The following is a 25,307-nucleotide window of genomic DNA, read 5'->3' as shown; positions in this document are numbered from 1 at the left end:
TTTGAGCAGGCCGGACCTATAAACATCCTGAATGAAGAAACCTGCCAGATACCGCTATAGATGCGGTCGATTCTGGGAGATTCAAGCGTCGTGATGTTGATGCAGATCAGAGAAGTCTAGCGTTCAAGCCAGACCAAGGAGGCAAACCGGCCGGTGCGTGGACTACGGCGGTAAGAAAAGAAGCGAGGATCGGTCACGGTGCAGAAACCGCCACCATAAACAGCGGTAACCCCGCGAGCGGCCAGACGTAAACGCGCCAGCTCATAGATGTCGGCCATGAACTTGCCGGCATTCTGGCTCGGCACAAAAGCTTTGGCGGCTTCGGGCAATTGCTCGACGAAGGTTTCGCGCACTTCCGGGCCGACTTCAAAGGCTTGTGGGCCAATGGCCGGGCCAAGCCAGACCAGCACGTCTTCAGGCGGCACGGCCAGACTGTCGAGTGTCGCTTCCAGCACACCCGCCGCCAACCCGCGCCAACCGGCATGGGCGGCAGCGACGCGGGTGCCGGCACGGTCGCAAAACAGCGCCGGAAGGCAGTCGGCGGTCATCGCGGTGCAAGCGATACCGGGTGTCGCCGTCCAGCTGGCGTCAGCGGTGGCTACCAGGCCTGGATCCGCTTGGGCCACGACAATGCCGTGAACCTGCTTTAACCAGGCTGGCTGAATAGAGAAATGATTGGTGAGGCGACGGCGGTTCTCGGCGACAGCTTCGGGGCTGTCATCGACATGATCGCCCAGGTTGAGGCTGTCGAACGGCGCCAGACTGACGCCGCCCGCACGGGTGGTAACGCAGGCTTTCACCCCGGCAGGCGCAGGCCAGTCGGGAATCAGCCAGTCACTCATCCGATGAACGCCTCGCGGTCTTGCTTGAGCAGCGACAGCAACCAGACGAAGTCATCCGGCAGTGGCGATTCCCAGCTCATGCGTTTGCCGGTGGTCGGATGATCCAGCTCCAGGAAGCGCGCATGCAGCGCCTGACGCGGGAAGTTCTTCAGGGATTCGACCATGGTCACACTGGCGGCCGGCGGAATTCGGAAACGACCGCCATAGGCAGGATCTCCGACCAACGGGTAGTTGATGTGCGCCATGTGCACGCGAATCTGGTGCGTACGACCGGTTTCCAGCTTCACCCGCACGTGAGTGTGGGAGCGGAAACGCTCGAGCACGCGGTAATGGCTGACGGCTTGCTTGCCACCTTCCATCACGGCCATGCGCTGGCGTTGCTGGCCATGACGACCGATCGGCGCGTTGATCTTGCCGCCGGCTGTCACGACACCAATCACGATGCACTCGTAGATCCGGCTTACGCTGCGGCTCTGCAATTGCGTGACAAGCTGTGTCTGCGCCTGAATGGTCTTGGCCACCACCATCAAACCGGTGGTGTCCTTGTCCAGGCGATGCACGATACCGGCGCGGGGCACATTGATAATGTCCGGCACGTGGTGCAGCAAGGCGTTGAGCAAGGTGCCGTCAGCGTGACCGGCAGCCGGATGCACCACCAGGCCCGCAGGCTTGTTGATCACCAGGATGTCGTCATCTTCATAGACGATGTCCAGCTCGATGTCTTGAGCGATCCATTCGCCCTGAGCTTCCTGCTCGGCAGTCAGCTCAAGAATGGCGCCACCGTGAACGATGTCTCGCGGGCGGATAACCGCCCCATCCACAGTCAGGCGGCCGTCTTTGATCCAGGCGGAAAGGCGCGAGCGCGAGTGCTCAGCGAATAATTGTGCGGCGACTTGATCGAGGCGTTGGCCGCCCAATTCGGACGGCACCTCTGCGCGAAGTTCAATTTTATCGGACATGCTCAGACTAGGCGTCGGCACAGCCTTTGGTTTCGGCTGCGCGCTTGTGGTTAAATACGGCGTCTTTTGCCCCGAGGCTTTTCAACGGGGCACTCATCATAACAGGACGGCCCCGCCCAAGACAGCGGCCGTCATAGGGACGCAAGCCGCCATGCAAGTGAAACACCTGCTGCTGATCGCCATCCTCGCATTGACCGCTGCTTGCTCATCGAAGGAAGTCGTAGACGAAAACCTGAGCGAAGTCGAGCTGTACCAGCAGGCTCAGCACGATCTGGACAACAATAGCTACACCGCCGCCACAGCCAAGCTGAAGGCGCTGGAGTCGCGTTATCCGTTCGGTCGCTACGCCGATCAGGCTCAACTCGAGCTCATCTACGCCAACTACAAGAACACCGAGCCTGAGGCTGCGAAATCCGCCGCCGAGCGTTTCATTCGTCTGCACCCGCAGCACCCGAACGTGGATTACGCCTACTACCTCAAGGGTCTGACCTCTTTCGACCAGGACGTCGGCCTGTTGTCGCGTTTTCTGCCGTTGGACATGACCAAGCGTGACCCGGGCGCCGCTCGCGACTCCTACAACGAGTTCGCGCAGCTGACCAGCCGCTTCCCGAACAGCCGCTACTCGCCGGACGCCAAGCAGCGCATGATCTACCTGCGCAATCTGCTGGCGGCCTACGAGATTCACGTTGCCGACTATTACCTGACCCGTCAGGCCTATGTCGCCGCCGCGAACCGTGGTCGTTACGTGGTGGAAAACTTCCAGGAAACCCCTTCGGTCGGTGACGGCCTGGCGGTGATGACTGAAGCCTACCAGCGTCTGCACCTGGACGAACTGGCCGCAACCAGCCTCGAAACCCTGAAGCTCAACTACCCGAACCACCCAAGCCTGGTGGACGGTCAGTTCGTGCCCTCGAAGGACGAAGCCGACAACCGTTCGTGGCTGAGCAAGGCCACCCTGGGCCTGATCGAATCCCGTCCGCCGCTGCCGCCGGGTGAAACCCGCGCCAACCAGGACGTGCAGAAGCAGTTCCAGGATGCCAAGGACGCGATTCCGAACGAGCTCAAGCCTAAAGATGAAAACGGCGATGTGATCGAAGAAGAGCAGCACGAGTCTGAAGCCAACAACGCCGACCGCTCGTGGTTCAGCTACATGACCTTCGGCGTGTTCGACTGACGCTGGGGTGTTATGCCGAGAAGGCGCCTTTCGAGGCGCCTTTTTTATTACCGGATTTCAGGGGCGGGCGTATTGCGCTGTGCGCCTGACCCGTCCTTGGCTAAACTGCCAATTCACTAGTCAAAAAGCAGCTCACCATGCTTCGTTTATTGTTCTGGATCGCCCTGATTGCCGCTGCGGTATGGCTCTGGCGCAAGTTCAAGGCCCCGGCTCCGGGCGCCAACACGCCGCGCGAGCAAGATGCTCCGCCCATGGTCCGCTGTGCTCATTGCGGCGTACACCTGCCCCGCGACCGTGCACTGAGCCTTCAACAACAGTGGTATTGCAGCCAGGCTCACCTTGAGCAAGGCCCGGGCTCCAGTGGTCGCTGAGGCCTCCAGTCCCGGCAACAAACAGGCCCAGCGATTGCTGCGCCTCTATCACCTCTACCGTTTAAGCATCGGCATCACCTTGGTGCTGTTGATCTCCAGCAACATGGACAACCAGTTGCTGACGTTCGCCAATGACGACTTGCTGCGTAACGGCAGCTGGTTGTACCTGGTGCTGAATATCCTGCTGGTGGTCTTTCAGGGGAACACCCGTCGCCCGGCACAGTTATTCAGTCTGGCGCTGGTCGATGTCCTGCTGCTATGCGGCCTGTTCTATGCCGCTGGCGGCATGCCTAGCGCCATCGGCAATCTGTTGATCGTGTCAGTGGTCATCAGCAACACCCTGCTGCGCGGGCGCATCGGCCTGCTGATTGCAGCCGTTGGCGCCCTCGGCATCGTGGGTTTGAGCTTCCTTCTGAGCTTCAGCCACCCCACCAGCCCCAACGATTACCTGCAAATCGGCACGCTCGGCGCCCTGTGTTTTGCCGCAGCATTGTTGGTGCAAGGCTTGATCCGAAGGCTGGAGGTCAGCGAAACCCTGGCCGAGCAAAGGGCCAGCGAAGTGCTCGGCCTCGAAGCCCTCAACGCACTGATCCTGCAACGCATGCGCACGGGCATTCTGGTGCTCGACGACCAACGGCGTGTGCAACTGGCCAATCACAGCGCCTTGACCTTGCTGGGGCAGGAAAAACTGGATGGCCAGTTGATCGACGACTATTCGATACCATTGGTCGAAAGGCTCCAACTGTGGCTCAACAATCCGACTTTGCGCCCGCAAAGCTTGAAAATCGCCAGCAATGGGTTGGAGCTGCAACCAAGCTTTATTGCCCTGGACCAAAGCCCGCACCACCAGACGCTGGTTTTTCTCGAAGACCTCGCCCAAATCGCCCAACAGGCCCAGCAACTCAAACTCGCCGCCCTCGGTCGCCTGACTGCCGGTATTGCCCATGAGATCCGTAATCCACTGGGTGCCATTAGTCATGCCGCCCAGTTACTGCAGGAATCCGAGGAACTGAACGGCGCGGATCGGCGTCTGACACAGATTATTCAAGACCACTCTCAGCGAATGAATCGGGTAATCGAAAACGTCCTGCAACTGTCCCGTCGCCAGCAAACCGTTCCGCAACGGCTGGATCTACGGCCGTGGCTGGAGCACTTTGTCGCTGAAACGCGCGAAGGGGCGACCGAACGTCAGCAAATTCACCTGAGCATCGGTTCGGGGAACTTCAAAACCCTGATGGATCCGAATCAGCTGACCCAGATTCTCGACAATCTGCTGCGCAACGCCTGGCGCCATAGCGCGCTGAAGCACGCTCAGGCCCAAGCCTGGCTTGCGTTGTACCTCGACCCGGAGAGCCAGTTACCGACTCTTGAAGTCCTGGACGATGGCCCCGGCGTGGCGCCGGACCAGCGCTCGCACTTGTTCGAACCGTTTTTCACCACCAGCAGCCAGGGTACTGGCCTGGGGCTTTATCTGTCCCGTGAGCTGTGCGAAAGCAATCAGGCCCGCCTAGACTTCAAACCACGCCAAGGCGGCGGCTGCTTTCGCATCACTTTTGCTCACGGACGGAAACAAAGTTGAACATGAGCCCCCGGCAAAAAATCCTGATCGTCGACGACGAGCCGGATATCCGCGAACTCCTGGAAATTACCCTGGGACGGATGAAACTCGACACTTTCAGTGCGCGCAATCTCGCCGAAGCGCAAGCACTGCTGGCACGGGAGACATTCGACCTGTGCCTGACCGACATGCGCCTGCCCGACGGCACCGGTCTGGCGCTGGTGCAGCACATCCAGCAGCGCTATGCGCAAGTGCCGGTGGCGATGATCACCGCCTACGGCAGCCTGGAGACGGCAATCAACGCCCTCAAGGCTGGCGCCTTCGATTTCCTGACCAAACCGGTCGACCTCACCCGCCTGCGCGAACTGGTCACCAGCGCGCTGAGTTTGCCTGCGCCAGGCGACGCCAGCAGTACCATCGACCGTCGCCTGCTGGGCGACTCACTGCCAATGCGCAGCCTGCGCAAACAAATCGACAAACTGGCCCGCAGCCAGGCTCCGGTGTACATCAGCGGCGAGTCCGGCAGCGGCAAGGAGCTGGTCGCTCGACTGATCCACGATCAAGGCCCGCGCGCCACCCGCCCATTCGTGCCGGTGAACTGTGGGGCGATTCCGTCTGAATTGATGGAAAGCGAATTTTTCGGCCATCGCAAAGGCAGTTTCAGCGGCGCCATCGAAGACAAACCCGGGCTGTTCCAGGCTGCCCAGGGCGGCACTTTGTTCCTCGATGAGGTGGCAGACCTGCCGCTGGCGATGCAGGTCAAACTTTTGCGGGCCATTCAGGAGAAAGCCGTTCGCAGCATTGGTGGGCAGCAGGAAACCGTGGTCGATGTGCGCATACTCTGCGCCACCCACAAAGACCTCGATACCGAAGTCGCCGCCGAACGCTTTCGCCAGGACTTGTACTACCGTCTGAACGTGATCGAGCTGCGGGTGCCGCCCTTGCGCGAACGCCGCGACGACATTGAGCTTCTGGCCAACAATATGCTCAAGCGACTGGCGACCGGCACTGGCCAACCCGCTGCAAAACTCCACCCGCAAGCCCTCGATGCACTGAAAAGCTATCGTTTTCCAGGAAACGTGCGGGAATTGGAGAACATGCTTGAGCGAGCGCACACCTTGTGCGAGAACAAACAGATCGAAGCCAGCGATCTGCGCCTGGCTGAAGGTAACTGTAACCCGGACGGCGACGTGCCGGACCTCACGCAAATCGACAATCTGGAAGCCTATCTGGAAAACGTCGAACGCAAACTCATCCTCCAGGCCCTGGAAGAAACCCGCTGGAACCGCACAGCGGCGGCTCAGCGGTTGAATCTGTCGTTTCGGTCGATGCGTTACAGGCTAAAGAAGTTGGGGTTGGATTGAGGGCCTCTTCGCGGGCAAGCTTCGCTCCTACAGATTGATGTCGTTCGCAAACTTATTGATCGACTCAAACTGTAGGAGCGAGGCTTGCCCGCGAAGGCGATCTGACCGACAACAAAAATCATGCGGTCAAATACGCCCAACCGGTGCATACGGTGCCGGGTCAATAATCGGCGCCCGTCCCAACATCACATCCGCAAACAATTGACACGAGGCCGGCGCCAGCACCAACCCATTGCGGTAATGCCCGCAGTTGAGCCAGAGCCCGTCAAACCCCGGCACCCGGCCAATATAGGGGATCCCTTCCGGCGACCCAGGCCGCAGCCCGGCCCAATGCCCCACCACCTCGGCTTCCGCCAGCGCCGGAATCAACTCCACCGCCGAGGCCTTCAGGCTTTCCAGCGCAGTGTCGGTCGGTGTCTTGTCGAAGCCTTCATGCTCCAGCGTACTGCCGATCAGAATGTGTCCGTCGCGCCGAGGAATGGCATAACGCCCCTTGGCCAGGACCATGCTTGGAAGGAAGTCCGCCGCGCACTTGTAGAGAATCATCTGACCTTTGACCGGCTCGACCGGCAGTTCCAGGCCCAGGCTTTTCAGCAAGTCGCCGCTCCAGGCCCCGGCCGTCAAAACCACCTGATCACCTGCAATGGCCCCCATCGAGGTCTGTACCCCGACCACCGCAGCCCCTTCACGGATAAACCCGCTGACTTCGCATTGCTCATGAATCGTCACGTTCGGCAGCGCCAGCAACGCGGCCTTGAGGGACTTCACCAGCCGTGGATTACGCACATTGGCCACATCGGCCATATAGATCGCCCGCGAAAAACCGGCGCCCAATACCGGCACCGCATCGTGTGCCGCAGAAATATCCACAGCCCGCAGTGGACGATTTTCCCGTTTTGCCCAGTCGAGCGCTTCGGCTTCGTCATCCAGGTCCAGCCAGTACAACCCGGTGGTGTGCACTTCAGGATCGACACCCGTGGCGGTGAACAGGCGTTCCGCCAGCTGTGGATAAAAATCCTGGGACCAATGAGCCAACGCGGTGACCGCCGGGCTGTAGCGCCACGGGTAGAGTGGCGAAACGATCCCGCCACCGGCCCAGGACGATTCCTGACCGACATTCGAGCGATCCAGCAACACGACGCTCTGCACTTCGGACGCGAGATTGAACGCCGTCAGCAGGCCAATCACCCCGCCGCCGACAATCACCACTTGCTGTTGCCTGCTCATGTTCTGATCCAACCGTTCAATAGACAGAAGGCGCAAAGGGCGCCTGAAAAATAAACTCAGCGACCCCAGCAATCCTTGGTGGTCAGGCCGGACGTTGCATTGACCATGCCCCGAACGCCAGTATTGGTCAGTGTGAAATTACCGCACTTGTCGCTCGCCATGGTCGAACCGGCCTTGCGTGTTGCCGTCAGCAGGAAGGTCTGATCGGTCAGGGTCGGGGTGATGGTATAGAAATCATTGCCGGCACTCAGGCCGGTGGCATTGGTGTACACATTATTCTTCGAATAGAAGCGTTCCAGGATCTGTGCCTGCTCGGAAAGCAGACCCGCCACTTCAGTACGGCGGCCCTTTTTTACATACTCGGTGAGGCTCGGATAGCCAATGGTGATGACGATCCCGATGATCGCAATCACGATCATGATTTCGATCAGGGTAAAACCTCGGTTGGATCTGCGCATGCCTCAACTCTCACTTACTGTATTTGTCGCCACATGATGCGGCGGCCGCTGCCGCCACCGGATTTTTCCACCAGAGTGGTCACGCCACCACCGGAGTCGTTCACAATTTTGCGGGATGCGTCATTGACGACCGCATTCAGGGTCGGGATCCCACCGGTGAAGATCACCCCGCTGGAAATCGTGTCAGTGCTGTCGACCACCCCGTCAGCATTGGTGTCGAGCACCGCATAGTTGAGCATCTTACCGCTGAACGCATCGAGTTCGACCAATTTGCCGGAGCCGAAGCCGGCACAGGGGTCAACGGTATCCATACTGGCCGTGGTAAAAACGATTCGCCCTGCCACGAGACTGGCCTGATTGATCACCCGCTCCCCCGCCAGTACGTTGTTGTAGACCAGCGGCAAGTACCAGCCTTTCTTTGCCGGGTAGGTCACCTCATTCTGGCTGGTGGTGATGAATTGCCCGCTGCTGCCAGAGAACACGCCGGTCACCGCCTGCGCCTGCAAGCTGGAAGTGGTGATTTGCCCCGCGCCACCCTCCGCATCCCATACCGCATAGAACGCCTGTAGATCCTTGTTGGTCTTGTCGGCGCTCTCATTGAGTTTGCCGGTGCCGAAAAACACTTGCTTGCCGCCCGAGGTATGATCGGCGAGCAGCGGTTGTACCGTGATCGGCTGAGTCGCGCCGCCCGCTGTGGTGAACAACGGCTTGCCGGAAAACGCCACACCCCAGGTATCGGTGGTGGCGCCACTCAAATCGAACTTCCACAACCGCCCTTTCAGGTCGCCCCCATAGGCGGCCTGCACCACATTCTGCGAGTTGACCCTGAGCTTCACCGACGACAGGCCGTTGGTGGTTTCCGTACTGTCGACCACGATTTTCTTGATCAGCGAGCCGTCGCGGATATCCACCACATACAGTGCTGCCACCCCGGAGTTGCTGCCATAACCGTTGGAGATAAACGCGGCCCAGCGACCATCGGCCAAGCGTGCCACTTCTGGGCGCGCATAGGCATAACCCAGATCATTGAAAACGTTCGCCGTACTGGCTGTGGTCGGCGCACTGATTTCCCACAACGCGTTAATCACGTTACCGGCCGAGGCGTCGAACAGTTGCAGCGCATAGAAGGTTTTGCCGCCCGCCCCTGTTCCACCAATCGCCAGGGTTTTCCAGGCGCTGTTGAGTTGGGCATCGAACACGCCGACTTGACCGTCGACCAGATATTTGTGGCTCACACCATTGATGTAAGTGGGGTCAGAGATATAGCGCAATGACGGCAGCACACTGGAGGGCATATAGCCGTAGCGTCTGACACCATTGGTCGAATTGATGACGTTTACAAAACCGTCGTTGGCGTTCACCACCAGGCTGGAGTTCATGTTGGCGGCTTTGGTGGCGAGGTAGGTGCTGTAGGTGGTATCACCCACTAGATCGGATGCGGTCTGGTCCGTGGGCGCGGCCAGTACGAGAGGCGAATTGATGATATCGCCGAGCAACACACTGCGCGTTCTCAACCCGGTTTTGTTGGTGCCCTTGCTCCACTCCACCAGATCGCTGCCGGTGATACCAGTGGGCAGGCTCTGGCTGAGGGAGGTCTGCTGAGTTGGGGAAAAATTGCTGTAGGCCAGGGTAACGACGGCGTTGGTCAGGGTATTCCAGGACTGGTAGGTCGGCGCGGTAGCACCGGGCACGATGGTGGTATCGGTCGTCCACAACACCGCGGCCGTGTTCACCGCGCCCGCCGAGGTAAAGCCAAAAGACTTGATGGTGCCGCGCCAGTCCTTGGGGTCGTAGGTGGTCTGGAAGTAGGCTGAGTTGCTGGTCAGGGTCGTGCCGCTGGTAACGCCGCTGCCACCTGATCCGGCCTTGGAGGTGATGTCGCTCAAAGCCGAAGAAAGTGCACTGTTCAGTCCCGTGCCATCGGTCGCCTGGTAGTACCTTCCCTGTCCGTAGGTCGCAGCGTCCGCCAACATCTGGTTTGCCGCGGTGAAACCCACGGTGTAGGTATTCATGTTTTGCCGGGGAAAATCCAGGGCATTCCAGCTTTTACCCGTAGCATCTGCCCCCGTGGAGCGCATGTCGATGTCGAAGGCGAACTTGGCGATGTCATCTAGGAACAGGGTGTCGCCCTCGTTGTCGCCAAAACGGTTGGCGCCATCGTTACTGCTGATACCGTCCCAGTTCGGTAATGCGCTGCCACCGAGTGGATCGTCGGTCGGAAAGGTTCGGTCGTAGGTTGGCAGACCACCGGTGATCACCACCCCGTAATTTCTCTGGCAGCGATACTGAATCGGGCTGGTATAGGTGGTGGGAGTCGAGTTGTTGTACGGCGCCATGCCACGGAAATAGCGGGTGATCTCGTAATAGGCTTCAGCCAAGGGGCTATTGGCCTGCGCGCTCAGTTCGTCGATTCCTTCAATCAACTCGTTGTAGTTGGTATCGGCCTGAGCCTGAGTCACGGTGCCGCTGACTGCCGACAAATCACTGACCGAACGGACGATGTAACCGCCGTCATTCTTATGGTTGCCGACAGCCAGATTGAACGTCGCCAGGCCGATACGCAGGGAGCGGTTGCTGGCCACCAACGCCTTGGAGACGTTGCGCGCCACATTCATCCGGTAATCATTGGGGATCGAGCCATCGGTGAAATCCCGGTCGGAATTGTTGGCCAGGCTTATCAGATAGGACAGGTAATTCGCCGTATAAAGCGTGTCTTCGCTCCCCACCGGATCGGGAAGCTTCAGACAAAGCGAATCCAGACCGAGAAGGCTGTTTTTATAAAAACCGTACCATCCATCCTTCGAACAGGTCCCGTGAGTCAAACTCGACAAAGCAATATTGGTATCGCTCATATCAAGCTCGCGGCCTTTGTTGCACGAGCCATTGGAGAGGCAAATGGTCACCTGAGTGCGCGCGATCGTCGGGTCGAAACCTGCCGCCCAGATAATGCTGTTCATATTCCCTGAGTCATCGAGTAACAGCATCACATTGGGGGCCACGGCGGCGGCGTTCAACAGCGGCGAATCCGAGGGCGTGAAGGCGTAAGTCGGCGCTGCCAGATAAAGGCTCAACGCCGCGCCGCAGAACAACTGCAACAACCAACGACGCCAGCCTGTGCGGGCCTCAGTACTTCGCATAGATACTCTCCACCACACTGCGCGAATTGCCCGCGATGCCCACGGCGGTCACCCGGTACAGCGTTGCCGACGTGTTGCTCGGTACGTTCACGGCCGTCAGGCTGGTGCCGATGTTCTGCACCCCGTAAAAGCCGCTGCCGGAGGCAATCCAGGTCACCCCCGAGGTGGAGTTGAACCCGACGGCGGTAATGACCGACGCTTCGGCCGGCGGCGCGCATTGGCTGGTACCGCTGCAGACCGGCAATGAGTAGGTGTTGAGTTGCACCGCGCTTTCGCCGACGCGCAACGCCGCTTCCGCGCCCTGGAACGACTGATTGCGCTGGATCACGCTGCTGGCCATTTTTTCCTGCAACGTGGCGCTCTGCATTGATGAAAGCCCGATCAACGTCAGCACCAGGAGAAACACCAGGCTGACCAGCAGCGCCATACCGCGCTGGGCGTGAGGGGTCATTGGAGCAATACTCATCGGCCCTCCCCTCATTGCAACCGGTTGCGCAAGGCGGCAACCACGTTGAAGGTTTGATTGCGTACCCGATCGTTCGGGTCGTAGAGGGTCAGCGTCAGGCGCACACTGCGGATTCGTGCCGGATCGGATGGGTTGCCGCTGTAGCTGGAGGCAGCCGTATCCGTGGCTGAACTGGCGAGGCCAAAGCTCACATTGAAGGCACTGACATTGTTCACCAGCACCTGTTGCGTCGGTGTGCCGGCCCCAGAGCCCATCAGCAGTTGGTTGTTGCTGAAGCTGTAGACCAATCGCCGGATCGGAAATGCCAACTGCCCCGACGCTGGCGTTCGTGCACCGGTGTAGGCCGTCGCGGTGTTGCGGCAGTCGGAAACCACCGTCCAGGTTGGCACCCCGCCGCTGCCGCCGACATCGGCGGTGACGAGCGTTAATTTGAGGTTGGCATTGTCCCAACTGATCGGCGTGATTTGACTGGCATTGAAATTCCCTGCCGAGCTGGCGTCGACAATCGTACCCAGGCAACCAAACATGCCGACCATACGGATTTCCTGAATCATCTTGCTCAGGACGAACCGTGCATCTTCCTGCATGCCGGCGGCGGTATTCTGGCTGACGTAGGTATTTTTAGCGGCGATGAAGATCTGCGCCACGCCAAGAACCACGACCAGACTCAACGCCAGGGCGATCAGCAACTCGATCAGGCCGAAACCTCTGCTGGTTCTGTTCATGGTGTCGTCGCCGGATCAACGGTGGCACGACTGGTGAGGACGAAGCTACGGCGCGAGTCGGCAGTATTGGCCGCCCGTGAGTCGTCCCAGGTAATGGTGATGGTGTATACCCGCTGGTTGCGGGCAATGCTGCCGGTCGCCGTGGCGCCGCCGAAATTGACGATGTTGCTGGTGAAGTCGTAAAGGTCCTGATCCCGGGCCACGCTCAGGTTGCCCGAGGTCGGTGGCGTGACGGTGTAATCGGCGCCGGAGTTGGCGCGAATGCGGTCCATCATGTCGTAGGCGATAAAACTCGCCTGACTGGTCATCCGCGAGCTATCGGTGTACTTCAGCGCATTGAGCTGAATCGCCGCCGCGCCCAACAACCCCACGGCCAGAACCAACAACGCGACCAGTACCTCGATCAGCGTCATGCCCTCCTGTGCACGCTTGTTCCAACCCCTCATCCGCAACTTCCACCCAATAGAATTCGTCCGTTCAAGCACACATTCAGCGTCCGGCTCTGCGCCCCCAGTACATAACTGATCACGACTGCCGTGGACGGTGCCGACAAACCGCCCAGATTATTGAAATCAATTGCGGTCACTCCTGAGGTTAGCGTCAGAGTGGCGCCACTGCTCATCGCCGGAACAACCCGCAATACATTGGCCGGATTGCCAGTACCGTCATAAACGGTCAGATCGCCGGTCCAGACACTCCCGCCTGCTGTCGGGCGAACCCGGGTAGTAATGCCCCGGTCGATAGCCTCAAGCCGGGCGTAATTGAGCGCGCGCTGCAGGTCGCCGATCTCGGTGTCGGCCTTGGTGCTTTGCACCGAGCGGGTAAACGCCGGAACGGCGAGGCTGATCAGGATCAGAAACACAGCGAGCGTGATCAGCAGTTCGATCAGCGTGAAACCTTTTGTACGATGATCCATCGGTGCGCTCCGTTGCCGTCGGCTATACCTGCTTCTACACGCTAGAACATTCGACCGGCAGATGTACGGTTGTTTTGCCATTACTCGCGCAGGGATCGCGCGGGCCGCAGCACTCCAGGGAGGGAAATGACATGCATCAGCAAGGATTCAGCCTAATCGAACTGCTCATGGGACTGACAATTGTCGGGATTGTTCTGCTGCTGGTCAGCCCGGCATTCGCCGCACTGACAGAATCGAACCATCGAGAGCAGGCAGCGCAGTCGATTATCAGTGGTATGCGTAATGCCAGAACCGCTGCTATCACACGCAATCAAAGTGTTGTGATACACGGCATCAACGGCGACTGGGGTCAGGGTTGGCGGATCATTCTGGATGTCAGCGGTAAAGGCCCGGAGGACAGCAGCAATCCGCTGCTGATTGAGCACGCGAGCAGCACCCGGGTGCCGATTGTCGGCAATTGGGCGGTCAAGCATTTCGTGCGTTTCAGCAGTCTGGGCGAACCGCTGATGCCCGGACGGGCCTTTCAAGCGGGGACATTGCACCTATGCGCAAGCCACGAGCCGGTGAGTCAGCTCCAGGTGGTGCTGGCCCGGACCGGCCGCGTCAGCCTGCGCAGCCATAAGGCTGAGCAGGCATTGTGTCCAGGGGAAAAACGTTAAAGCAAGGAGCGCACGCGCAGCTCTTTAGGCATGGAGAAGGTGATGTTCTCCTCGCGGCCGGCCAGTTCATCGGCGCCAGTAGCGCCCCAGGCCTGCAATTGCTGGATCACGCCACGCACCAGTACTTCCGGAGCGGAGGCACCGGCAGTGATGCCAATCCGCTCGACACCGTCGAACCAGCTCTTTTGCAGGTCTTCGGCACCGTCGATCAGATAGGCCGGGGTGGCCATGCGTTCGGCCAGTTCACGCAGGCGATTGGAGTTGGAGCTGTTCGGGCTGCCGACCACCAGCACCACATCGCATTCGTCTGCCAGCTGCTTGACGGCGTCCTGACGGTTTTGCGTGGCGTAGCAGATATCGTCCTTGCGTGGACCGCCGATCGCCGGGAACCGAGTACGCAGGGCGTCGATCACGCGACTGGTATCGTCCATGGACAGGGTGGTCTGGGTGACGAAGGCCAGTCTTTCAGGGTTGTTCACCTGCAAAGCGGCGACGTCTTTCTCGTCCTCGACCAGATAGATCGCGCCACCATTGCTGCCATCGTACTGGCCCATGGTGCCTTCGACTTCTGGGTGACCGGCGTGGCCGATGAGGATGCATTCACGGCCGTCGCGGCTGTAGCGCGCGACTTCGATGTGTACCTTGGTCACCAGCGGGCAGGTAGCATCGAACACCTTCAGGCCACGGCCTGCGGCTTCGGTGCGCACGGCCTGGGAAACGCCATGGGCGCTGAAGATCACGATCACGTCGTCCGGTACCTGATCCAGTTCTTCGACGAAGATCGCCCCACGGGCGCGCAGGTCTTCGACGACGAATTTGTTGTGGACCACTTCGTGGCGCACATAGATCGGTGGCCCGAAGACTTCCAGGGCGCGGTTGACGATTTCGATCGCCCGGTCCACACCGGCGCAGAAGCCACGGGGGTTGGCGAGTTTGATTTGCATGCTGTGCCTCGTGTCTTGCGCGCAAGAAATAGTAATGCCTGCCTGTTGATCGAACACAAGGCCCGAGAACAGTGAAATCCATGTGGGAGCGAGCCTGCTCGCGATGGCGGAGTATCAGTCGACATCAATGTTGAATGTCAGACCGTCATCGCGAGCAGGCTCGCTCCCACAGTTTTACAACGCTTTGACGTTGATGATCTCGACGTCAAAGGTCAGCGTCTTGCCAGCCAGCGGATGGTTGAAGTCGATGGTCACTTGCGCGTCATCGAATTCTTTCACCACACCGGGCAGCTCAGTATTGGCCGCATCGTTGAAAATCACCAGCAAGCCAGGCGACAGTTCCATATCCTTGAACTGCGAGCGCGGGATGATCTGCACGTTTTGCGGGTTCGGCTGACCAAAGGCGTTTTCCGGCTCGATGGTCAGGGTGCGTTTGTCGCCGGCCTTGAAGCCGAACAGCGCTGCTTCGAAACCTGGCAACAGGCTGCCGTCGCCAACCTTGAAGGTCGCCGGGGCTTTGTCGAAGGTACTGTCGACGGTGTCGCCGTTCTCCAGACGCAATGCAAAATGCAAGGTGACTTCCGTGTTCTGGCCAATGCGTTGCTCAGCCAATACCTGTTCAGTCATGAACGGTTTCTCCGGTCTTTTTACTTTTGAACATATCCAGTGCAAGCATCACGGCACCGACAGTAATTGCGCTGTCGGCAAAGTTGAACGCCGGGAAATACCAGCGGTTCTGCCAATGCACCAGAATGAAATCGATCACATGGCCCAAGGCAATGCGGTCATATAAATTGCCCAGCGCGCCACCCAGCACCAGCGCCAAGGCGACTGCCAGCCAGGTTTCGTTGCGCCCCAGGCGCTTGAGCCAGACCACCAGCACCGCACTGACCACCACCGCGATCAGGGCGAACAGCCAGCGCTGCCAGCCCGAGCTGTCAGCCAGGAAACTGAACGCTGCGCCAGTGTTGTAGGCCAGGGTCCAGCTGAAGTAATCGGGGATCACCACGATTTGCTGGTACATGCTCAGCGAGCCTTCGAAGTAGAACTTGCTGGCCTGGTCGATGACCAGGACCAGCAAACTCAACCAGAGCCAGCTCAGCCGTCCGAAACGGCCAACGGCATTAGGCATAGTGACGAACCTCGCCAGCGCCGCTGATGTTGTCGACGCAACGACCGCAGATTTCCGGATGCTCCGGGTTCACGCCGACATCTTCACGGCAGTGCCAGCAACGGGCGCACTTGGCATGGCTCGACTTGACCACTTTGAGCTTCAGGCCGCCGACTTCGGTGACCACCGCGTCTGCCGGAGCCTGCACGAACGGTGCAACGGCGGCAGTCGAGGTGATCAACACGAAGCGCAATTCGTTGCTCAGCTTGGCCAGATCGGCGCTCAGCGCGTCTTCGGCGAACAGCGTCACTTCGGCTTGCAGGTTGCCACCGACGGCCTTGGCCGCGCGCTGGATCTCCATTTCCTTGTTGACCGCCACCTTCACCGCCATGATCCGCTCCCAGTAGGCGCGGTCCAGCTCGAAGCCTTCCGGCAATTCGGTCAGGCCTTCGTACCAGGTGTTGAGCATCACAGACTCGTTACGCTCGCCCGGCAGGTACTGCCACAGCTCGTCGGCGGTGAACGCCAGGATCGGCGCGATCCAGCGCACCAGCGCTTCGCTGATGTGGTACAGCGCGGTTTGCGCCGAACGACGGGCCTTGCTGTTGGCGCCAGTGGTGTACTGACGGTCCTTGATAATGTCGAGGTAGAAACCACCCAGCTCCTGCACGCAGAAGTTGTGGATCTTGGAGTAGACGTTCCAGAAGCGGTATTCGCCGTAGTGCTCTTGCAGCTCGCGTTGCAGCAGCAGGGTACGATCCACGGCCCAACGGTCCAGCGCCAGCATTTCTTCGGCCGGCAGGATGTCGGTGGCCGGGTTGAAACCGGTCAGGTTGGAAAGCAGGAAGCGCGCGGTGTTACGGATGCGCCGGTAGGCGTCCGCACTGCGTTGCAGGATCTGCTCGGAAACCGCCATTTCACCCGAGTAATCGGTAGATGCGACCCACAGACGCATGATGTCGGCGCCCAGGGTGTCGTTGACCTTCTGCGGCGCGATCACGTTGCCCAGGGATTTGGACATCTTGCGGCCGGACTCATCGACGGTGAAGCCGTGAGTCAGCAGCTCGCGGTACGGCGCGTGGTCATCGATGGCGCAACCGGTCAGCAACGACGAGTGGAACCAGCCGCGGTGTTGGTCCGAACCTTCCAGGTACAGGTCGGCGCGTGGACCGGTTTCGTGGCCCATCGAGTGCGAGCCGCGCAGGACGTGCCAGTGCGTGGTGCCCGAGTCGAACCAGACGTCCAGGGTGTCGCTGATCTTGTCGTACTGCGGCGCTTCTTCACCGAGCAACTCGGCGGCGTCCATCTTGAACCAGGCTTCGATGCCTTCGACTTCGACGCGTTGGGCGACGATTTCCATCAGTTCGACAGTGCGTGGGTGCAGCTCGCCGCTTTCCTTGTTCAGGAAGAACGGAATCGGCACGCCCCAGTTGCGCTGACGGGAAATGCACCAGTCCGGACGATTGGCGATCATCGAGTGCAGACGCGCCTGGCCCCAGGCCGGAACGAACTTGGTCTCTTCGATGGCTTTGATCGCCCGCTTGCGCAGGGTTTCGCCGGTTGCAGGCTCTTTGTCCATGCCGATGAACCACTGCGCGGTGGCGCGGTAGATCAACGGGGTCTTGTGACGCCAGCAGTGCATGTAGCTGTGTTCAATGGTTTCGGTGTGCAGCAGCGCGCCGACTTCCGACAGTTTGTCGACGATGGCCGGGTTGGCCTTCCAGATGAACTGGCCGCCGAAGAATTCCAGCGACGTGGCGTATACGCCGTTGCTTTGCACCGGATTGAGGATGTCGTCGTTGACCATGCCATAGGCTTTGCAGGTCACGAAGTCGTCTACGCCGTAGGCTGGCGAAGAGTGAACCACGCCGGTGCCCGCGCCCAGTTCGACGTATTCAGCCAGGTAAACCGGCGATAGACGATCGTAGAACGGGTGACGGAAGTTGATCAGTTCCAGTTCTTTACCGGTGGTGGTCGCAATGACCGAGCCTTCCAGGCTATAGCGGGCCAGGCACGACTCGACCAGCTCTTCAGCCAGCACCAGCAGTTTGTCGCCAACGTCGACCAGGGCGTAGTTGAACTCTGGGTGAACGTTCAGCGCCTGGTTGGCCGGGATGGTCCATGGGGTGGTGGTCCAGATCACGATCGATGCAGGTTTGCCCAGCGATGGCAGACCGAACGCGGCAGCCAGTTTGGCTTCATCAGCGATCGGGAACGCCACGTCGATGGTCGCGGACTTTTTGTTCTCGTACTCGACTTCCGCTTCAGCCAGGGCCGAACCGCAGTCAAAGCACCAGTTCACAGGCTTCAGGCCCTTGAACACGAAACCACCCTTGACGATTTCCGCCAGGGCGCGGATTTCACCGGCCTCGTTTTTGAAGTCCATGGTCTTGTACGGGTTGGCGAAGTCGCCCAACACGCCCAGACGGATGAATTCGGACTTCTGGCCTTCGATCTGCTCGGTGGCGTAGGCACGGCACAGTTCGCGGGTCTTGTCCGCGCCCAGGTTCTTGCCGTGGGTCACTTCGACTTTGTGCTCGATCGGCAGACCGTGGCAGTCCCAGCCCGGCACATAAGGCGCGTCGAAACCCGACAGGGTTTTCGAGCGGATGATCATGTCCTTGAGAATCTTGTTCAGCGCATGACCGATGTGAATCGTGCCGTTGGCGTACGGAGGACCGTCGTGAAGTACGAACTTCGGACGATCCTTGCCAATCTCGCGCAACTTACCGTACAGGCCAATGCTGTCCCAGCGCTGCAGAATCTGCGGTTCGCGCTGAGGCAGGCCGGCCTTCATTGGGAAGGCGGTGTCCGGAAGGTTTAGCGTGGCTTTATAGTCGGTCATTTAAGGCTCTTCATTAGCGATTGGCGCTAGGTGCGACAGGGCACGGGCGGCGGCGACATCCGCATTGATCGCCGTCTTAAGCGCCTCCAGAGAGGCGAAACGCTGCTCTTCACGCAGCTTGTGGTGGAAAACCACCGTCAAACGCCGGTCATACAGATCGCCGGCAAAATCTAAAAGGTGTACTTCGAGGTGGGCTTTGCCATCCCCTTGGACCGTTGGCCGCACGCCAATATTGGCGACGCCTGGCCAGGTCTTGCCGTCGATGTCGACGTTGACCAGGTAAACCCCGGACAGCGGCACACGACGACGCTTGAGTTGTATGTTGGCGGTCGGCGTACCGAGCTGGCGCGCCAGCTTCTGGCCATGCAGAACCCGCCCGGCAATCCGGTACGGACGACCGAGCAGCCGCTCGGCCAAGGCAAAATCGGCAGCCGCCAGGGCGTTACGCACCTGAGTGCTGCTGACACGAATGCCGTCCAGCTCGACGGTCTGCGCCGCTTCGACGGTAAACCCCTGAAGGACGCCAGCCTGTTGCAGAAAATCGAAATCACCTAGCCGGTCGCAGCCGAAACGGAAATCGTCGCCGACCTCCAGATGCTGCACGCCGAGGCCGTCCACCAGAATAGTATCGACGAATTCGCTGGCACTGAGTTTGCTCAGGCGCTGATTGAACGCCAGGCACAGCACCCGGTCGACACCTTCCAGGGCCAGCAGCTGCAGTTTGTCCCGCAGGCGGGCCAGACGGGCCGGGGCGGTGTCCGGGGCGAAGAACTCTCGCGGCTGCGGTTCAAAAATCACCACGCAGCTGGGCACGCCCAACTCGAGCGCACGCTCACGCAGCCGGGCCAGGATAGCCTGGTGACCACGGTGAACACCGTCAAAGTTGCCAATAGTGGCGACACAGCCCCGATGCTGGGGGCGCAGGTTGTGGAGGCCTCGAACCAGCTGCATAACGCGCTTCTTGCTCATAAAGTGGTCGATTATAACCACACCCGGCGGCCGACGACAGGCAACACCGTAACCCAAAGTGATCGAGCCGACAAAACCGCCGGCCCGCCCGTGTTTATCGAGGCAAAAGCCTCAGCTCAGCGCTTTGCGATTGAAGTCGCGCAAACGGAAGCCCATCAACAGCAACATGCCGAAATAGACCACCACGCCGGCGATCACCAATGCGCCCAGACGCAGCAAACGCTCCAGCATATGCCCTTCCGCCCAGGCCGGCATGAAGTGCATTGCACCCAGCAATACCGCGGACATCACCGCCACCGCCACCAGCAGTTTGAGCCCGAACTTCGCCCAGCCTGGTTGCGGCTGATACATCTGCTGCTTGCGCAGCTGATAGAACAGCAGCCCGGCGTTGATGCAGGCGCCCGCACTGATGGCCAGGGCCAGACCGGCATGAGCCAGCGGACCGATCAGCACCAGGTTGAACAGCTGGGTGACAATCAGGGTGAAAATCGCGATTTTTACTGGAGTCCGGATGTTTTGTTGCGCATAAAAGCCCGGCGCCAACACTTTGATCACGATAATTCCCAGCAAACCGACGGAATAAGCAATCAACGCGCGCTGGGTCATGGCCGCATCGAAAGCGCTGAACTGACCGTACTGGAACAGCGAAACCGTCAGCGGCTCAGCCAGAATCCCCAGCGCCAGGGCGCACGGCAACACCAGCATGAAGCACAGGCGCAGCCCCCAATCGAGGATCCGCGAGTATTCGTGGCGATCCTGGCTGGCATAGGTCCTGGCCAGGGTCGGCAGCAGAATCGTGCCCAGTGCCACACCCAGCACGCCAGATGGCAATTCCATCAGGCGATCGGCGTAATACATCCAGGAAACGGAACCCGCCACCAGAAACGAAGCAAATATGGTGTTGATGATCAGCGAAATCTGACTCACCGAAACGCCGATGATCGCCGGCAGCATCTGTTTCATGACCCGCCAGACACCGCTATCGCGCAGACTCAGGCGCGGCAGCACCAGCATGCCGATTTTTTTCAGGTGCGGCAGCTGAAACAGCAATTGCGCCAGGCCGCCCACCAGAACGGCCCAGCCCAGTGCCATTACCGGCGGATCGAAATACGGCGTCAGGAACACCGCAAAGATGATCATGCTGACATTGAGCAGGGTCGGCACGAAGGCCGGGACCGAGAAGCGGTTCCAGGTATTGAGGATCGCGCCGGCCAATGAAGACAGGGAGATCAGCAATATATAAGGAAAAGTGACCCGCAGCAGATCGGTGGTCAGCTCGAATTTTTCCGGGGTAGTGACGAAACCCGGTGCCGTGGCCCAGATAACCCAAGGCGCGGCGAGCATGCCCAACGCGGTGACCAGCGCCAGTACCAGCGTCAGCAGGCCCGAGACGTAGGCAATGAAGGTTCGTGTCGCCTCCTCGCCCTTCTGGCTTTTATATTCGGCGAGAATCGGCACGAAGGCCTGGGAAAATGCTCCCTCGGCGAAGATCCGCCGCAGCAAATTGGGCAGTTTGAAGGCGATAAAGAAGGCGTCGGTCGCCATTCCCGCACCAAATGCACGAGCGATAAGGGTATCGCGAACAAACCCCAACACCCGGGAAAGCATCGTGATAGAGCTGACAGCGGCCAACGATTTGAGCAGATTCATTGAAAGAGTTTTTGCCTGTCGATAAACAGCAGGCGAACAACGCGCCCACTTATGCGATACTCCGCGCCGCAACAGCACAGAGCCAAAGCTCGCGAGTTTACAGGTCGCACGCCGGAAAGAAATATCCAGCTCACCGCCCCCTTGAAAACGTAGCGAGCGAAGGCAAGACAAGGCGAAAGCAGGCGAGATAGCGGAGTTGACTTTAGTCAATGAGCATTTCGAGTCTGCTTTCAACGCTGTATTGCCGAGCGCAGTAGTTTTCATGGGGTCGGAACCGGCCACTTAGCGGAACGTCTCTCCCGCCCTTGACAAGCCATCAACTCATCGGCATGATTCGCGGCCTATTTTGTTTGCTATTTCCTAAAAAGTCTTTCGAGGAGCTCGACGGTGGCCAACACACCTTCCGCCAAAAAACGTGCAAAACAGGCTGAGAAGCGTCGCAGCCACAACGCCAGCCTGCGTTCCATGGTTCGTACCTACATCAAGAATGTAGTTAAAGCCATCGACGCAAAAGACGCTGCCAAAGCTCAAGCTGCTTACGTTCTGGCTGTGCCAGTTATCGACCGTATGGCCGATAAAGGCATCATCCACAAGAACAAAGCTGCTCGTCATAAGAGCCGCCTGAATGGCCACGTAAAGGCCCTGAACGTTGCCGCTGCTGCCTAAGCGACACGCTCATTAAAAAACCGACCTCAGGGTCGGTTTTTTATTGCCTGCGATTTATCAGATACACCGCAAAAAAATGTGGGAGCGAGCCTGCTCGCGATTGCGGATGCCCAGCCAGCATAGATGCTGAATGTCAGTCCGCTATCGCGAGCAGGCTCGCTCCCACACTTCGTCTTGCGTCAGATTATTGAGCGTGCGCCCACGGCAAAATCGGAATCGCCGTCACCGCATTCTGCGGGCTGCCCTCGATCAAACGATCGCTATAAACCAGATACACCAGCGTATTGCGCTTCTTGTCGAGGAATCGCACCACTTGCATGGTCTTGAACACCAGAGACGTGCGCTCCTTGAACACCTCCTCGCCATCCTTGAGCTCACCCTTGAAGTTGATCGGCCCGACCTGACGGCACGCAATAGACGCTTCAGCGCGATCCTCGGCCAGACCTAACCCGCCCTTTACCCCGCCAGTCTTGGCGCGCGACAGGTAGCAGGTCACGCCATCCACTTTCGGGTCATCAAACGCCTCGACAACGATACGGTCGTTCGGGCCGACGAACTTGAACACCGTCGACACCTGGCCAATTTCCTCGGCCGAGGCCAGTAGCGGCATCGCCAACAACAAGCCCAATAATCCTTTTGCCACACGCATTCAGGTATTCCTTCAGACCAGAATCAGGTTATCGCGGTGAACCAGTTCCGGCTCCGCCATGTAACCCAACAGACCGACAATCGCCTCAGACGACTGACCGATGATTTTTTGTGCTTCCAGAGCACTGTAGTTGGCCAGGCCACGGGCGATTTCACGACCGTCCGGCGCCACGCAGACCACCATTTCGCCGCGACGGAAACTGCCCTGGACCAGTTTGACGCCCACCGGCAGCAAACTTTTATTGCCCTGGGACAACGCCGTCACCGCCCCCGCATCCAGCACCAGCGTGCCGCGGGTTTGCAGATGCCCGGCCAGCCACTGCTTGCGCGCCGCCAGCATGCCGCGCTCAGGTGACAACAAGGTACCTATGCGCTCGCCAGCCTTGAGACGATCCAGCACCCGATCAATGCGCCCACCGACAATGATGGTGTGCGCACCGGAGCGCGCCGCCAGACGCGCAGCGCGCAACTTGGTCTGCATACCGCCACGCCCCAGAGCACCGCCCGTGCTACCAGCCACCGCATCCAGCGCCGGATCATCGGCACGCGCCTCGTAAATCAGCTTGGCGTCGGGATTGTTGCGTGGATCGGCGTCGAACATGCCATCGCGATCGGTGAGGATCACCAGCAAATCGGCTTCGACCAGGTTCGCCACCAACGCCGCCAACGTGTCGTTGTCGCCGAAACGGATTTCGTCAGTGACCACGGTGTCGTTCTCGTTGATCACCGGGATCACCTTGAGCTCGACCAGCGCGCGCAGCGTACTGCGAGCGTTCAGGTAGCGCTTGCGGTCGGACAAATCGTCGTGAGTCAGGAGAATCTGCGCGGTATGCCGGCCATGCTCGGCGAAGCTCGACTCCCAGGCCTGCACCAACCCCATCTGACCGATGGCGGCAGCGGCCTGCAACTCGTGCATTGCACTGGGTCGTACAGTCCAGCCCAAACGGCTCATACCCGCCGCCACGGCCCCGGAGGACACCAGCACCAGCTCAACACCCGCCTCGTGCAGGGCAACCATCTGCTCGACCCAGACACCCATTGCCGCGCGATCCAGGCCTTTGCCATCCGCCGTCAGCAAAGCGCTGCCGATCTTCACGACCCAACGCTGCGCACCTGTCACCTTGCTCCGCATCATCTTCAACCTTAGCTTGAGGACAGCACGACCCAGCGCTGTCCGTAACGTTATTCGTGACTACCGATTTCCAGATACTAAAACGCCGCTCTAGTGAGCGGCGCTTAAGTTTATCGCAACGAATCAGTCACGCACGTAAATGATTTCCGGACCGTCTTCGTCATCCACATCTTCTTCGTCCCAATCGTCGTCACCGATGTCATGGACCGACTTCACGCCACTGCGACGCAGGGCACGCTGATCGTCCAGCGCCTGCAACTGGGCGCGCGCTTCGTCTTCGATGCGCTGATCGAGCTCGGCCAGCTCTTCCTTGTAGGCCGGGTCGTTAGCCAGACGATCGGCACGATCTTCCAGGTAACGCATGATGTCATGGCAAAGACGCTCGGTGCCTTGCTTGGCGATCGCGGAGATCACGTAGACCGGACCGGTCCACTCCAGACGATCAACGATTTCCTTGACGCGAGCGTCGTGCTCTTCTTCAAGGATCTGGTCGCACTTGTTCAACACCAGCCAGCGATCACGCTCAGCCAGAGACGGGCTGAACTTGGTCAGCTCGCTGACGATTACTTCAGCGGCATCCGGAGCACTGGTGTCATCCAGCGGCGCCATGTCGACGAGATGCAGCAGCAGACGGGTACGCGACAAGTGCTTGAGAAAACGAATCCCCAGGCCCGCGCCGTCGGAAGCACCTTCGATCAGACCCGGAATGTCCGCCACCACGAAGCTCTTCCAGCGATCGACGCTGACCACACCCAGGTTCGGCACCAGAGTGGTGAACGGATAGTCGGCGACCTTCGGCTTGGCGGCCGATACCGAGCGAATGAAGGTACTTTTGCCGGCGTTCGGCAAACCGAGCAGACCGACGTCCGCCAACACCTTCATTTCCAGCTTCAGGTCGCGCTGCTCACCCGGCTTGCCCGGCGTGGTCTGGCGCGGCGCCCGGTTGGTACTGGATTTGAAACGAGTGTTACCCAGACCGTGCCAGCCGCCGTGAGCCACCAGCAGACGCTGGCCGGCCTTGGTCAAGTCGCCGATCACTTCCTGAGTCGCGGAATCGATAACGGTAGTGCCAACTGGAACGCGCAGCACCAGCTCCTCACCTTTCTTGCCGGTGCAGTCAGTGCTGCCGCCGTTGGAACCACGCTCGGCATCGAAGTGCCGAGTGTAACGGTAGTCCACCAGGGTGTTGAGGTTTTCGTCGGCGACCATGTAGACCGAGCCGCCATCACCACCATCACCGCCGTTCGGGCCGCCGTTTTCAATGAATTTTTCGCGACGGAAGCTCATGCAACCGTTGCCGCCGTCGCCGGCCTTTACTCGAATCGATACTTCATCAACAAACTTCATAACAAAACGCCTCTCGCCATACGGACGAGCCGAAAAAACCTAGACATAAGACTCTTGCAAAAATGAGCGCAGCGACCTCAATCAACGACCGCCAATACAGCGCTGGAGCCCATCACAAACAGCTTTGCAAGAGACTCAC

General features: G+C 59.5%; 23 protein-coding genes and 1 pseudogene. 6 read left to right on the top strand and 18 right to left on the bottom strand.

All coding sequences use genetic code 11. The features are described from left to right. Positions 1-116: 116 nt before the first annotated feature. Positions 117-842 carry a peptidoglycan editing factor PgeF gene (gene pgeF / locus PMI30_RS18520; protein ID WP_008008712.1) on the bottom strand — a complete coding sequence of 242 codons (726 nt, stop codon included), beginning with the start codon at positions 840-842 and terminating at the stop codon, positions 117-119. Then, positions 839-1,801 (bottom strand): 23S rRNA pseudouridine(1911/1915/1917) synthase RluD, encoded by a 963-nt coding sequence (gene rluD / locus PMI30_RS18525; RefSeq protein ID WP_007901932.1) that lies wholly within the window; start codon positions 1,799-1,801, stop codon positions 839-841. Before rluD ends, pgeF begins: the two co-directional genes overlap by 4 nt. Before the next feature lie 151 nt (positions 1,802-1,952). Between rluD and PMI30_RS18530 the strand changes: the two genes are divergently transcribed. The 4 genes from PMI30_RS18530 (at position 1,953) to PMI30_RS18545 (ending at position 6,268) form a co-directional block, all read left to right on the top strand. Next, positions 1,953-2,975: an outer membrane protein assembly factor BamD gene (locus PMI30_RS18530; protein ID WP_008008711.1), complete on the top strand. Its 1,023-nt coding sequence runs from the start codon at positions 1,953-1,955 to the stop codon at positions 2,973-2,975. A 137-nt stretch (positions 2,976-3,112) separates the two neighbouring features. Next, positions 3,113-3,346 (top strand): PP0621 family protein, encoded by a 234-nt coding sequence (locus PMI30_RS18535; protein ID WP_008008710.1) that lies wholly within the window; start codon positions 3,113-3,115, stop codon positions 3,344-3,346. Continuing rightward, entirely contained in the window at positions 3,336-4,925 is a 1,590-nt protein-coding gene (locus PMI30_RS18540) for a sensor histidine kinase (protein WP_032835217.1), read from the top strand. Before PMI30_RS18535 ends, PMI30_RS18540 begins: the two co-directional genes overlap by 11 nt. Before the next feature lie 2 nt (positions 4,926-4,927). Then, positions 4,928-6,268: a sigma-54-dependent transcriptional regulator gene (locus PMI30_RS18545; protein WP_008008708.1), complete on the top strand. Its 1,341-nt coding sequence runs from the start codon at positions 4,928-4,930 to the stop codon at positions 6,266-6,268. Positions 6,269-6,394: 126 nt separating this feature from the next. Here the strand turns inward: PMI30_RS18545 and thiO are convergent, their stop codons facing one another. From thiO to PMI30_RS18580, 7 genes are read right to left on the bottom strand one after another with little or no spacing between them, the layout of a single operon-like run. Continuing rightward, positions 6,395-7,495, bottom strand: a complete 1,101-nt coding sequence (gene thiO, locus PMI30_RS18550; RefSeq protein ID WP_008008707.1) for a glycine oxidase ThiO — start codon at positions 7,493-7,495, stop codon at positions 6,395-6,397. A gap of 56 nt (positions 7,496-7,551) precedes the next feature. Continuing rightward, the gene (locus PMI30_RS18555) at positions 7,552-7,953 is read right to left on the bottom strand and encodes a type IV pilin protein (RefSeq protein ID WP_007901909.1); all 402 of its coding nucleotides are present in this window, start codon (positions 7,951-7,953) and stop codon (positions 7,552-7,554) included. Between the two features lie 14 nt (positions 7,954-7,967). Continuing rightward, positions 7,968-11,090 (bottom strand): pilus assembly protein, encoded by a 3,123-nt coding sequence (locus tag PMI30_RS18560; RefSeq protein WP_008008706.1) that lies wholly within the window; start codon positions 11,088-11,090, stop codon positions 7,968-7,970. After that, on the bottom strand, positions 11,077-11,556 hold the full coding sequence (locus PMI30_RS18565; protein WP_008008705.1) for a pilus assembly PilX family protein: 480 nt from the start codon (positions 11,554-11,556) through the stop codon (positions 11,077-11,079). Before PMI30_RS18565 ends, PMI30_RS18560 begins: the two co-directional genes overlap by 14 nt. A gap of 11 nt (positions 11,557-11,567) precedes the next feature. Continuing rightward, the gene (locus PMI30_RS18570) at positions 11,568-12,281 is read right to left on the bottom strand and encodes a PilW family protein (protein ID WP_008008704.1); all 714 of its coding nucleotides are present in this window, start codon (positions 12,279-12,281) and stop codon (positions 11,568-11,570) included. Further along, a complete protein-coding gene (pilV, locus tag PMI30_RS18575) occupies positions 12,278-12,727 on the bottom strand; it encodes a type IV pilus modification protein PilV (protein ID WP_008008703.1) in 450 nt (149 codons plus the stop codon). The genes PMI30_RS18570 and pilV overlap by 4 nt, the downstream gene beginning before the upstream one ends. Then, positions 12,724-13,197 (bottom strand): GspH/FimT family pseudopilin, encoded by a 474-nt coding sequence (locus tag PMI30_RS18580; protein ID WP_008008702.1) that lies wholly within the window; start codon positions 13,195-13,197, stop codon positions 12,724-12,726. The genes pilV and PMI30_RS18580 overlap by 4 nt, the downstream gene beginning before the upstream one ends. A 131-nt stretch (positions 13,198-13,328) precedes the next feature. Between PMI30_RS18580 and PMI30_RS18585 the strand changes: the two are divergent. After that, positions 13,329-13,884, top strand: a pseudogene (locus PMI30_RS18585) (GspH/FimT family pseudopilin). Here the strand turns inward: PMI30_RS18585 and ispH are convergent. From ispH to murJ, 6 genes are all read right to left on the bottom strand, one after another. Next, entirely contained in the window at positions 13,853-14,800 is a 948-nt protein-coding gene (gene ispH / locus PMI30_RS18590; protein WP_008008700.1) for a 4-hydroxy-3-methylbut-2-enyl diphosphate reductase, read from the bottom strand. The pseudogene PMI30_RS18585 and the gene ispH overlap by 32 nt on opposite strands. A 174-nt stretch (positions 14,801-14,974) precedes the next feature. Continuing rightward, on the bottom strand, positions 14,975-15,412 hold the full coding sequence (gene fkpB, locus PMI30_RS18595; RefSeq protein ID WP_177318839.1) for an FKBP-type peptidyl-prolyl cis-trans isomerase: 438 nt from the start codon (positions 15,410-15,412) through the stop codon (positions 14,975-14,977). Positions 15,413-15,419: 7 nt separating this feature from the next. Next, a complete protein-coding gene (gene lspA / locus PMI30_RS18600) occupies positions 15,420-15,932 on the bottom strand; it encodes a signal peptidase II (protein ID WP_008008698.1) in 513 nt (170 codons plus the stop codon). Beyond that, the gene (gene ileS, locus PMI30_RS18605) at positions 15,925-18,756 is read right to left on the bottom strand and encodes an isoleucine--tRNA ligase (RefSeq protein ID WP_008008695.1); all 2,832 of its coding nucleotides are present in this window, start codon (positions 18,754-18,756) and stop codon (positions 15,925-15,927) included. The genes lspA and ileS overlap by 8 nt, the downstream gene beginning before the upstream one ends. Continuing rightward, positions 18,757-19,707 (bottom strand): bifunctional riboflavin kinase/FAD synthetase, encoded by a 951-nt coding sequence (ribF, locus tag PMI30_RS18610; RefSeq protein ID WP_007901886.1) that lies wholly within the window; start codon positions 19,705-19,707, stop codon positions 18,757-18,759. 129 nt (positions 19,708-19,836) lie between these two features. After that, the gene (murJ, locus tag PMI30_RS18615; protein WP_008008693.1) at positions 19,837-21,375 is read right to left on the bottom strand and encodes a murein biosynthesis integral membrane protein MurJ; all 1,539 of its coding nucleotides are present in this window, start codon (positions 21,373-21,375) and stop codon (positions 19,837-19,839) included. A 387-nt stretch (positions 21,376-21,762) separates the two neighbouring features. Between murJ and rpsT the strand changes: the two genes are divergently transcribed. Next, entirely contained in the window at positions 21,763-22,041 is a 279-nt protein-coding gene (gene rpsT / locus PMI30_RS18620) for a 30S ribosomal protein S20 (RefSeq protein WP_007901883.1), read from the top strand. Between the two features lie 184 nt (positions 22,042-22,225). On the opposite strand, the gene PMI30_RS18625 is transcribed toward rpsT, so the two are convergent. The 3 genes from PMI30_RS18625 to cgtA all read right to left on the bottom strand — a co-directional run bounded on the left by PMI30_RS18625 (position 22,226) and on the right by cgtA (position 25,168). Then, a complete protein-coding gene (locus PMI30_RS18625) occupies positions 22,226-22,690 on the bottom strand; it encodes a CreA family protein (protein ID WP_008008690.1) in 465 nt (154 codons plus the stop codon). Between the two features lie 12 nt (positions 22,691-22,702). Next, positions 22,703-23,821, bottom strand: a complete 1,119-nt coding sequence (proB, locus tag PMI30_RS18630) for a glutamate 5-kinase (protein ID WP_032830120.1) — start codon at positions 23,819-23,821, stop codon at positions 22,703-22,705. 123 nt (positions 23,822-23,944) lie between these two features. Beyond that, the gene (gene cgtA, locus PMI30_RS18635; RefSeq protein ID WP_007901876.1) at positions 23,945-25,168 is read right to left on the bottom strand and encodes an Obg family GTPase CgtA; all 1,224 of its coding nucleotides are present in this window, start codon (positions 25,166-25,168) and stop codon (positions 23,945-23,947) included. Between the last annotated feature and the right edge of the window lie 139 nt (positions 25,169-25,307).

It is taken from the genome of Pseudomonas sp. GM50, from assembly GCF_000282375.1.
Lineage (GTDB): Bacteria > Pseudomonadota > Gammaproteobacteria > Pseudomonadales > Pseudomonadaceae > Aquipseudomonas.
The sequence above is the reverse complement of the archived record's forward strand: the minus strand, read 5'-3'. Positions and strand labels throughout refer to the sequence as shown.

Excerpts from the sequence above, each read along its gene's own strand:
- PMI30_RS18570 (WP_008008704.1), bottom strand. The coding sequence starts at position 12,281 with ATGAACAGAACCAGCAGAGGTTTCGGCCTGATCGAGTTGCTGATCGCC.
- rluD (WP_007901932.1), bottom strand. The coding sequence starts at position 1,801 with ATGTCCGATAAAATTGAACTTCGCGCAGAGGTGCCGTCCGAATTGGGC.
- ileS (WP_008008695.1), bottom strand. The coding sequence starts at position 18,756 with ATGACCGACTATAAAGCCACGCTAAACCTTCCGGACACCGCCTTCCCA.
- PMI30_RS18560 (WP_008008706.1), bottom strand. The coding sequence starts at position 11,090 with ATGCGAAGTACTGAGGCCCGCACAGGCTGGCGTCGTTGGTTGTTGCAG.
- PMI30_RS18545 (WP_008008708.1), top strand. The coding sequence starts at position 4,928 with ATGAGCCCCCGGCAAAAAATCCTGATCGTCGACGACGAGCCGGATATC.
- ispH (WP_008008700.1), bottom strand. The coding sequence starts at position 14,800 with ATGCAAATCAAACTCGCCAACCCCCGTGGCTTCTGCGCCGGTGTGGAC.
- proB (WP_032830120.1), bottom strand. The coding sequence starts at position 23,821 with ATGCGGAGCAAGGTGACAGGTGCGCAGCGTTGGGTCGTGAAGATCGGC.
- ribF (WP_007901886.1), bottom strand. The coding sequence starts at position 19,707 with ATGCAGCTGGTTCGAGGCCTCCACAACCTGCGCCCCCAGCATCGGGGC.
- PMI30_RS18530 (WP_008008711.1), top strand. The coding sequence starts at position 1,953 with ATGCAAGTGAAACACCTGCTGCTGATCGCCATCCTCGCATTGACCGCT.
- PMI30_RS18580 (WP_008008702.1), bottom strand. The coding sequence starts at position 13,197 with ATGGATCATCGTACAAAAGGTTTCACGCTGATCGAACTGCTGATCACG.
- lspA (WP_008008698.1), bottom strand. The coding sequence starts at position 15,932 with ATGCCTAATGCCGTTGGCCGTTTCGGACGGCTGAGCTGGCTCTGGTTG.
- pgeF (WP_008008712.1), bottom strand. The coding sequence starts at position 842 with ATGAGTGACTGGCTGATTCCCGACTGGCCTGCGCCTGCCGGGGTGAAA.
- PMI30_RS18535 (WP_008008710.1), top strand. The coding sequence starts at position 3,113 with ATGCTTCGTTTATTGTTCTGGATCGCCCTGATTGCCGCTGCGGTATGG.
- murJ (WP_008008693.1), bottom strand. The coding sequence starts at position 21,375 with ATGAATCTGCTCAAATCGTTGGCCGCTGTCAGCTCTATCACGATGCTT.
- PMI30_RS18565 (WP_008008705.1), bottom strand. The coding sequence starts at position 11,556 with ATGAGTATTGCTCCAATGACCCCTCACGCCCAGCGCGGTATGGCGCTG.
- thiO (WP_008008707.1), bottom strand. The coding sequence starts at position 7,495 with ATGAGCAGGCAACAGCAAGTGGTGATTGTCGGCGGCGGGGTGATTGGC.
- cgtA (WP_007901876.1), bottom strand. The coding sequence starts at position 25,168 with ATGAAGTTTGTTGATGAAGTATCGATTCGAGTAAAGGCCGGCGACGGC.
- PMI30_RS18625 (WP_008008690.1), bottom strand. The coding sequence starts at position 22,690 with ATGCGTGTGGCAAAAGGATTATTGGGCTTGTTGTTGGCGATGCCGCTA.
- PMI30_RS18555 (WP_007901909.1), bottom strand. The coding sequence starts at position 7,953 with ATGCGCAGATCCAACCGAGGTTTTACCCTGATCGAAATCATGATCGTG.
- pilV (WP_008008703.1), bottom strand. The coding sequence starts at position 12,727 with ATGAGGGGTTGGAACAAGCGTGCACAGGAGGGCATGACGCTGATCGAG.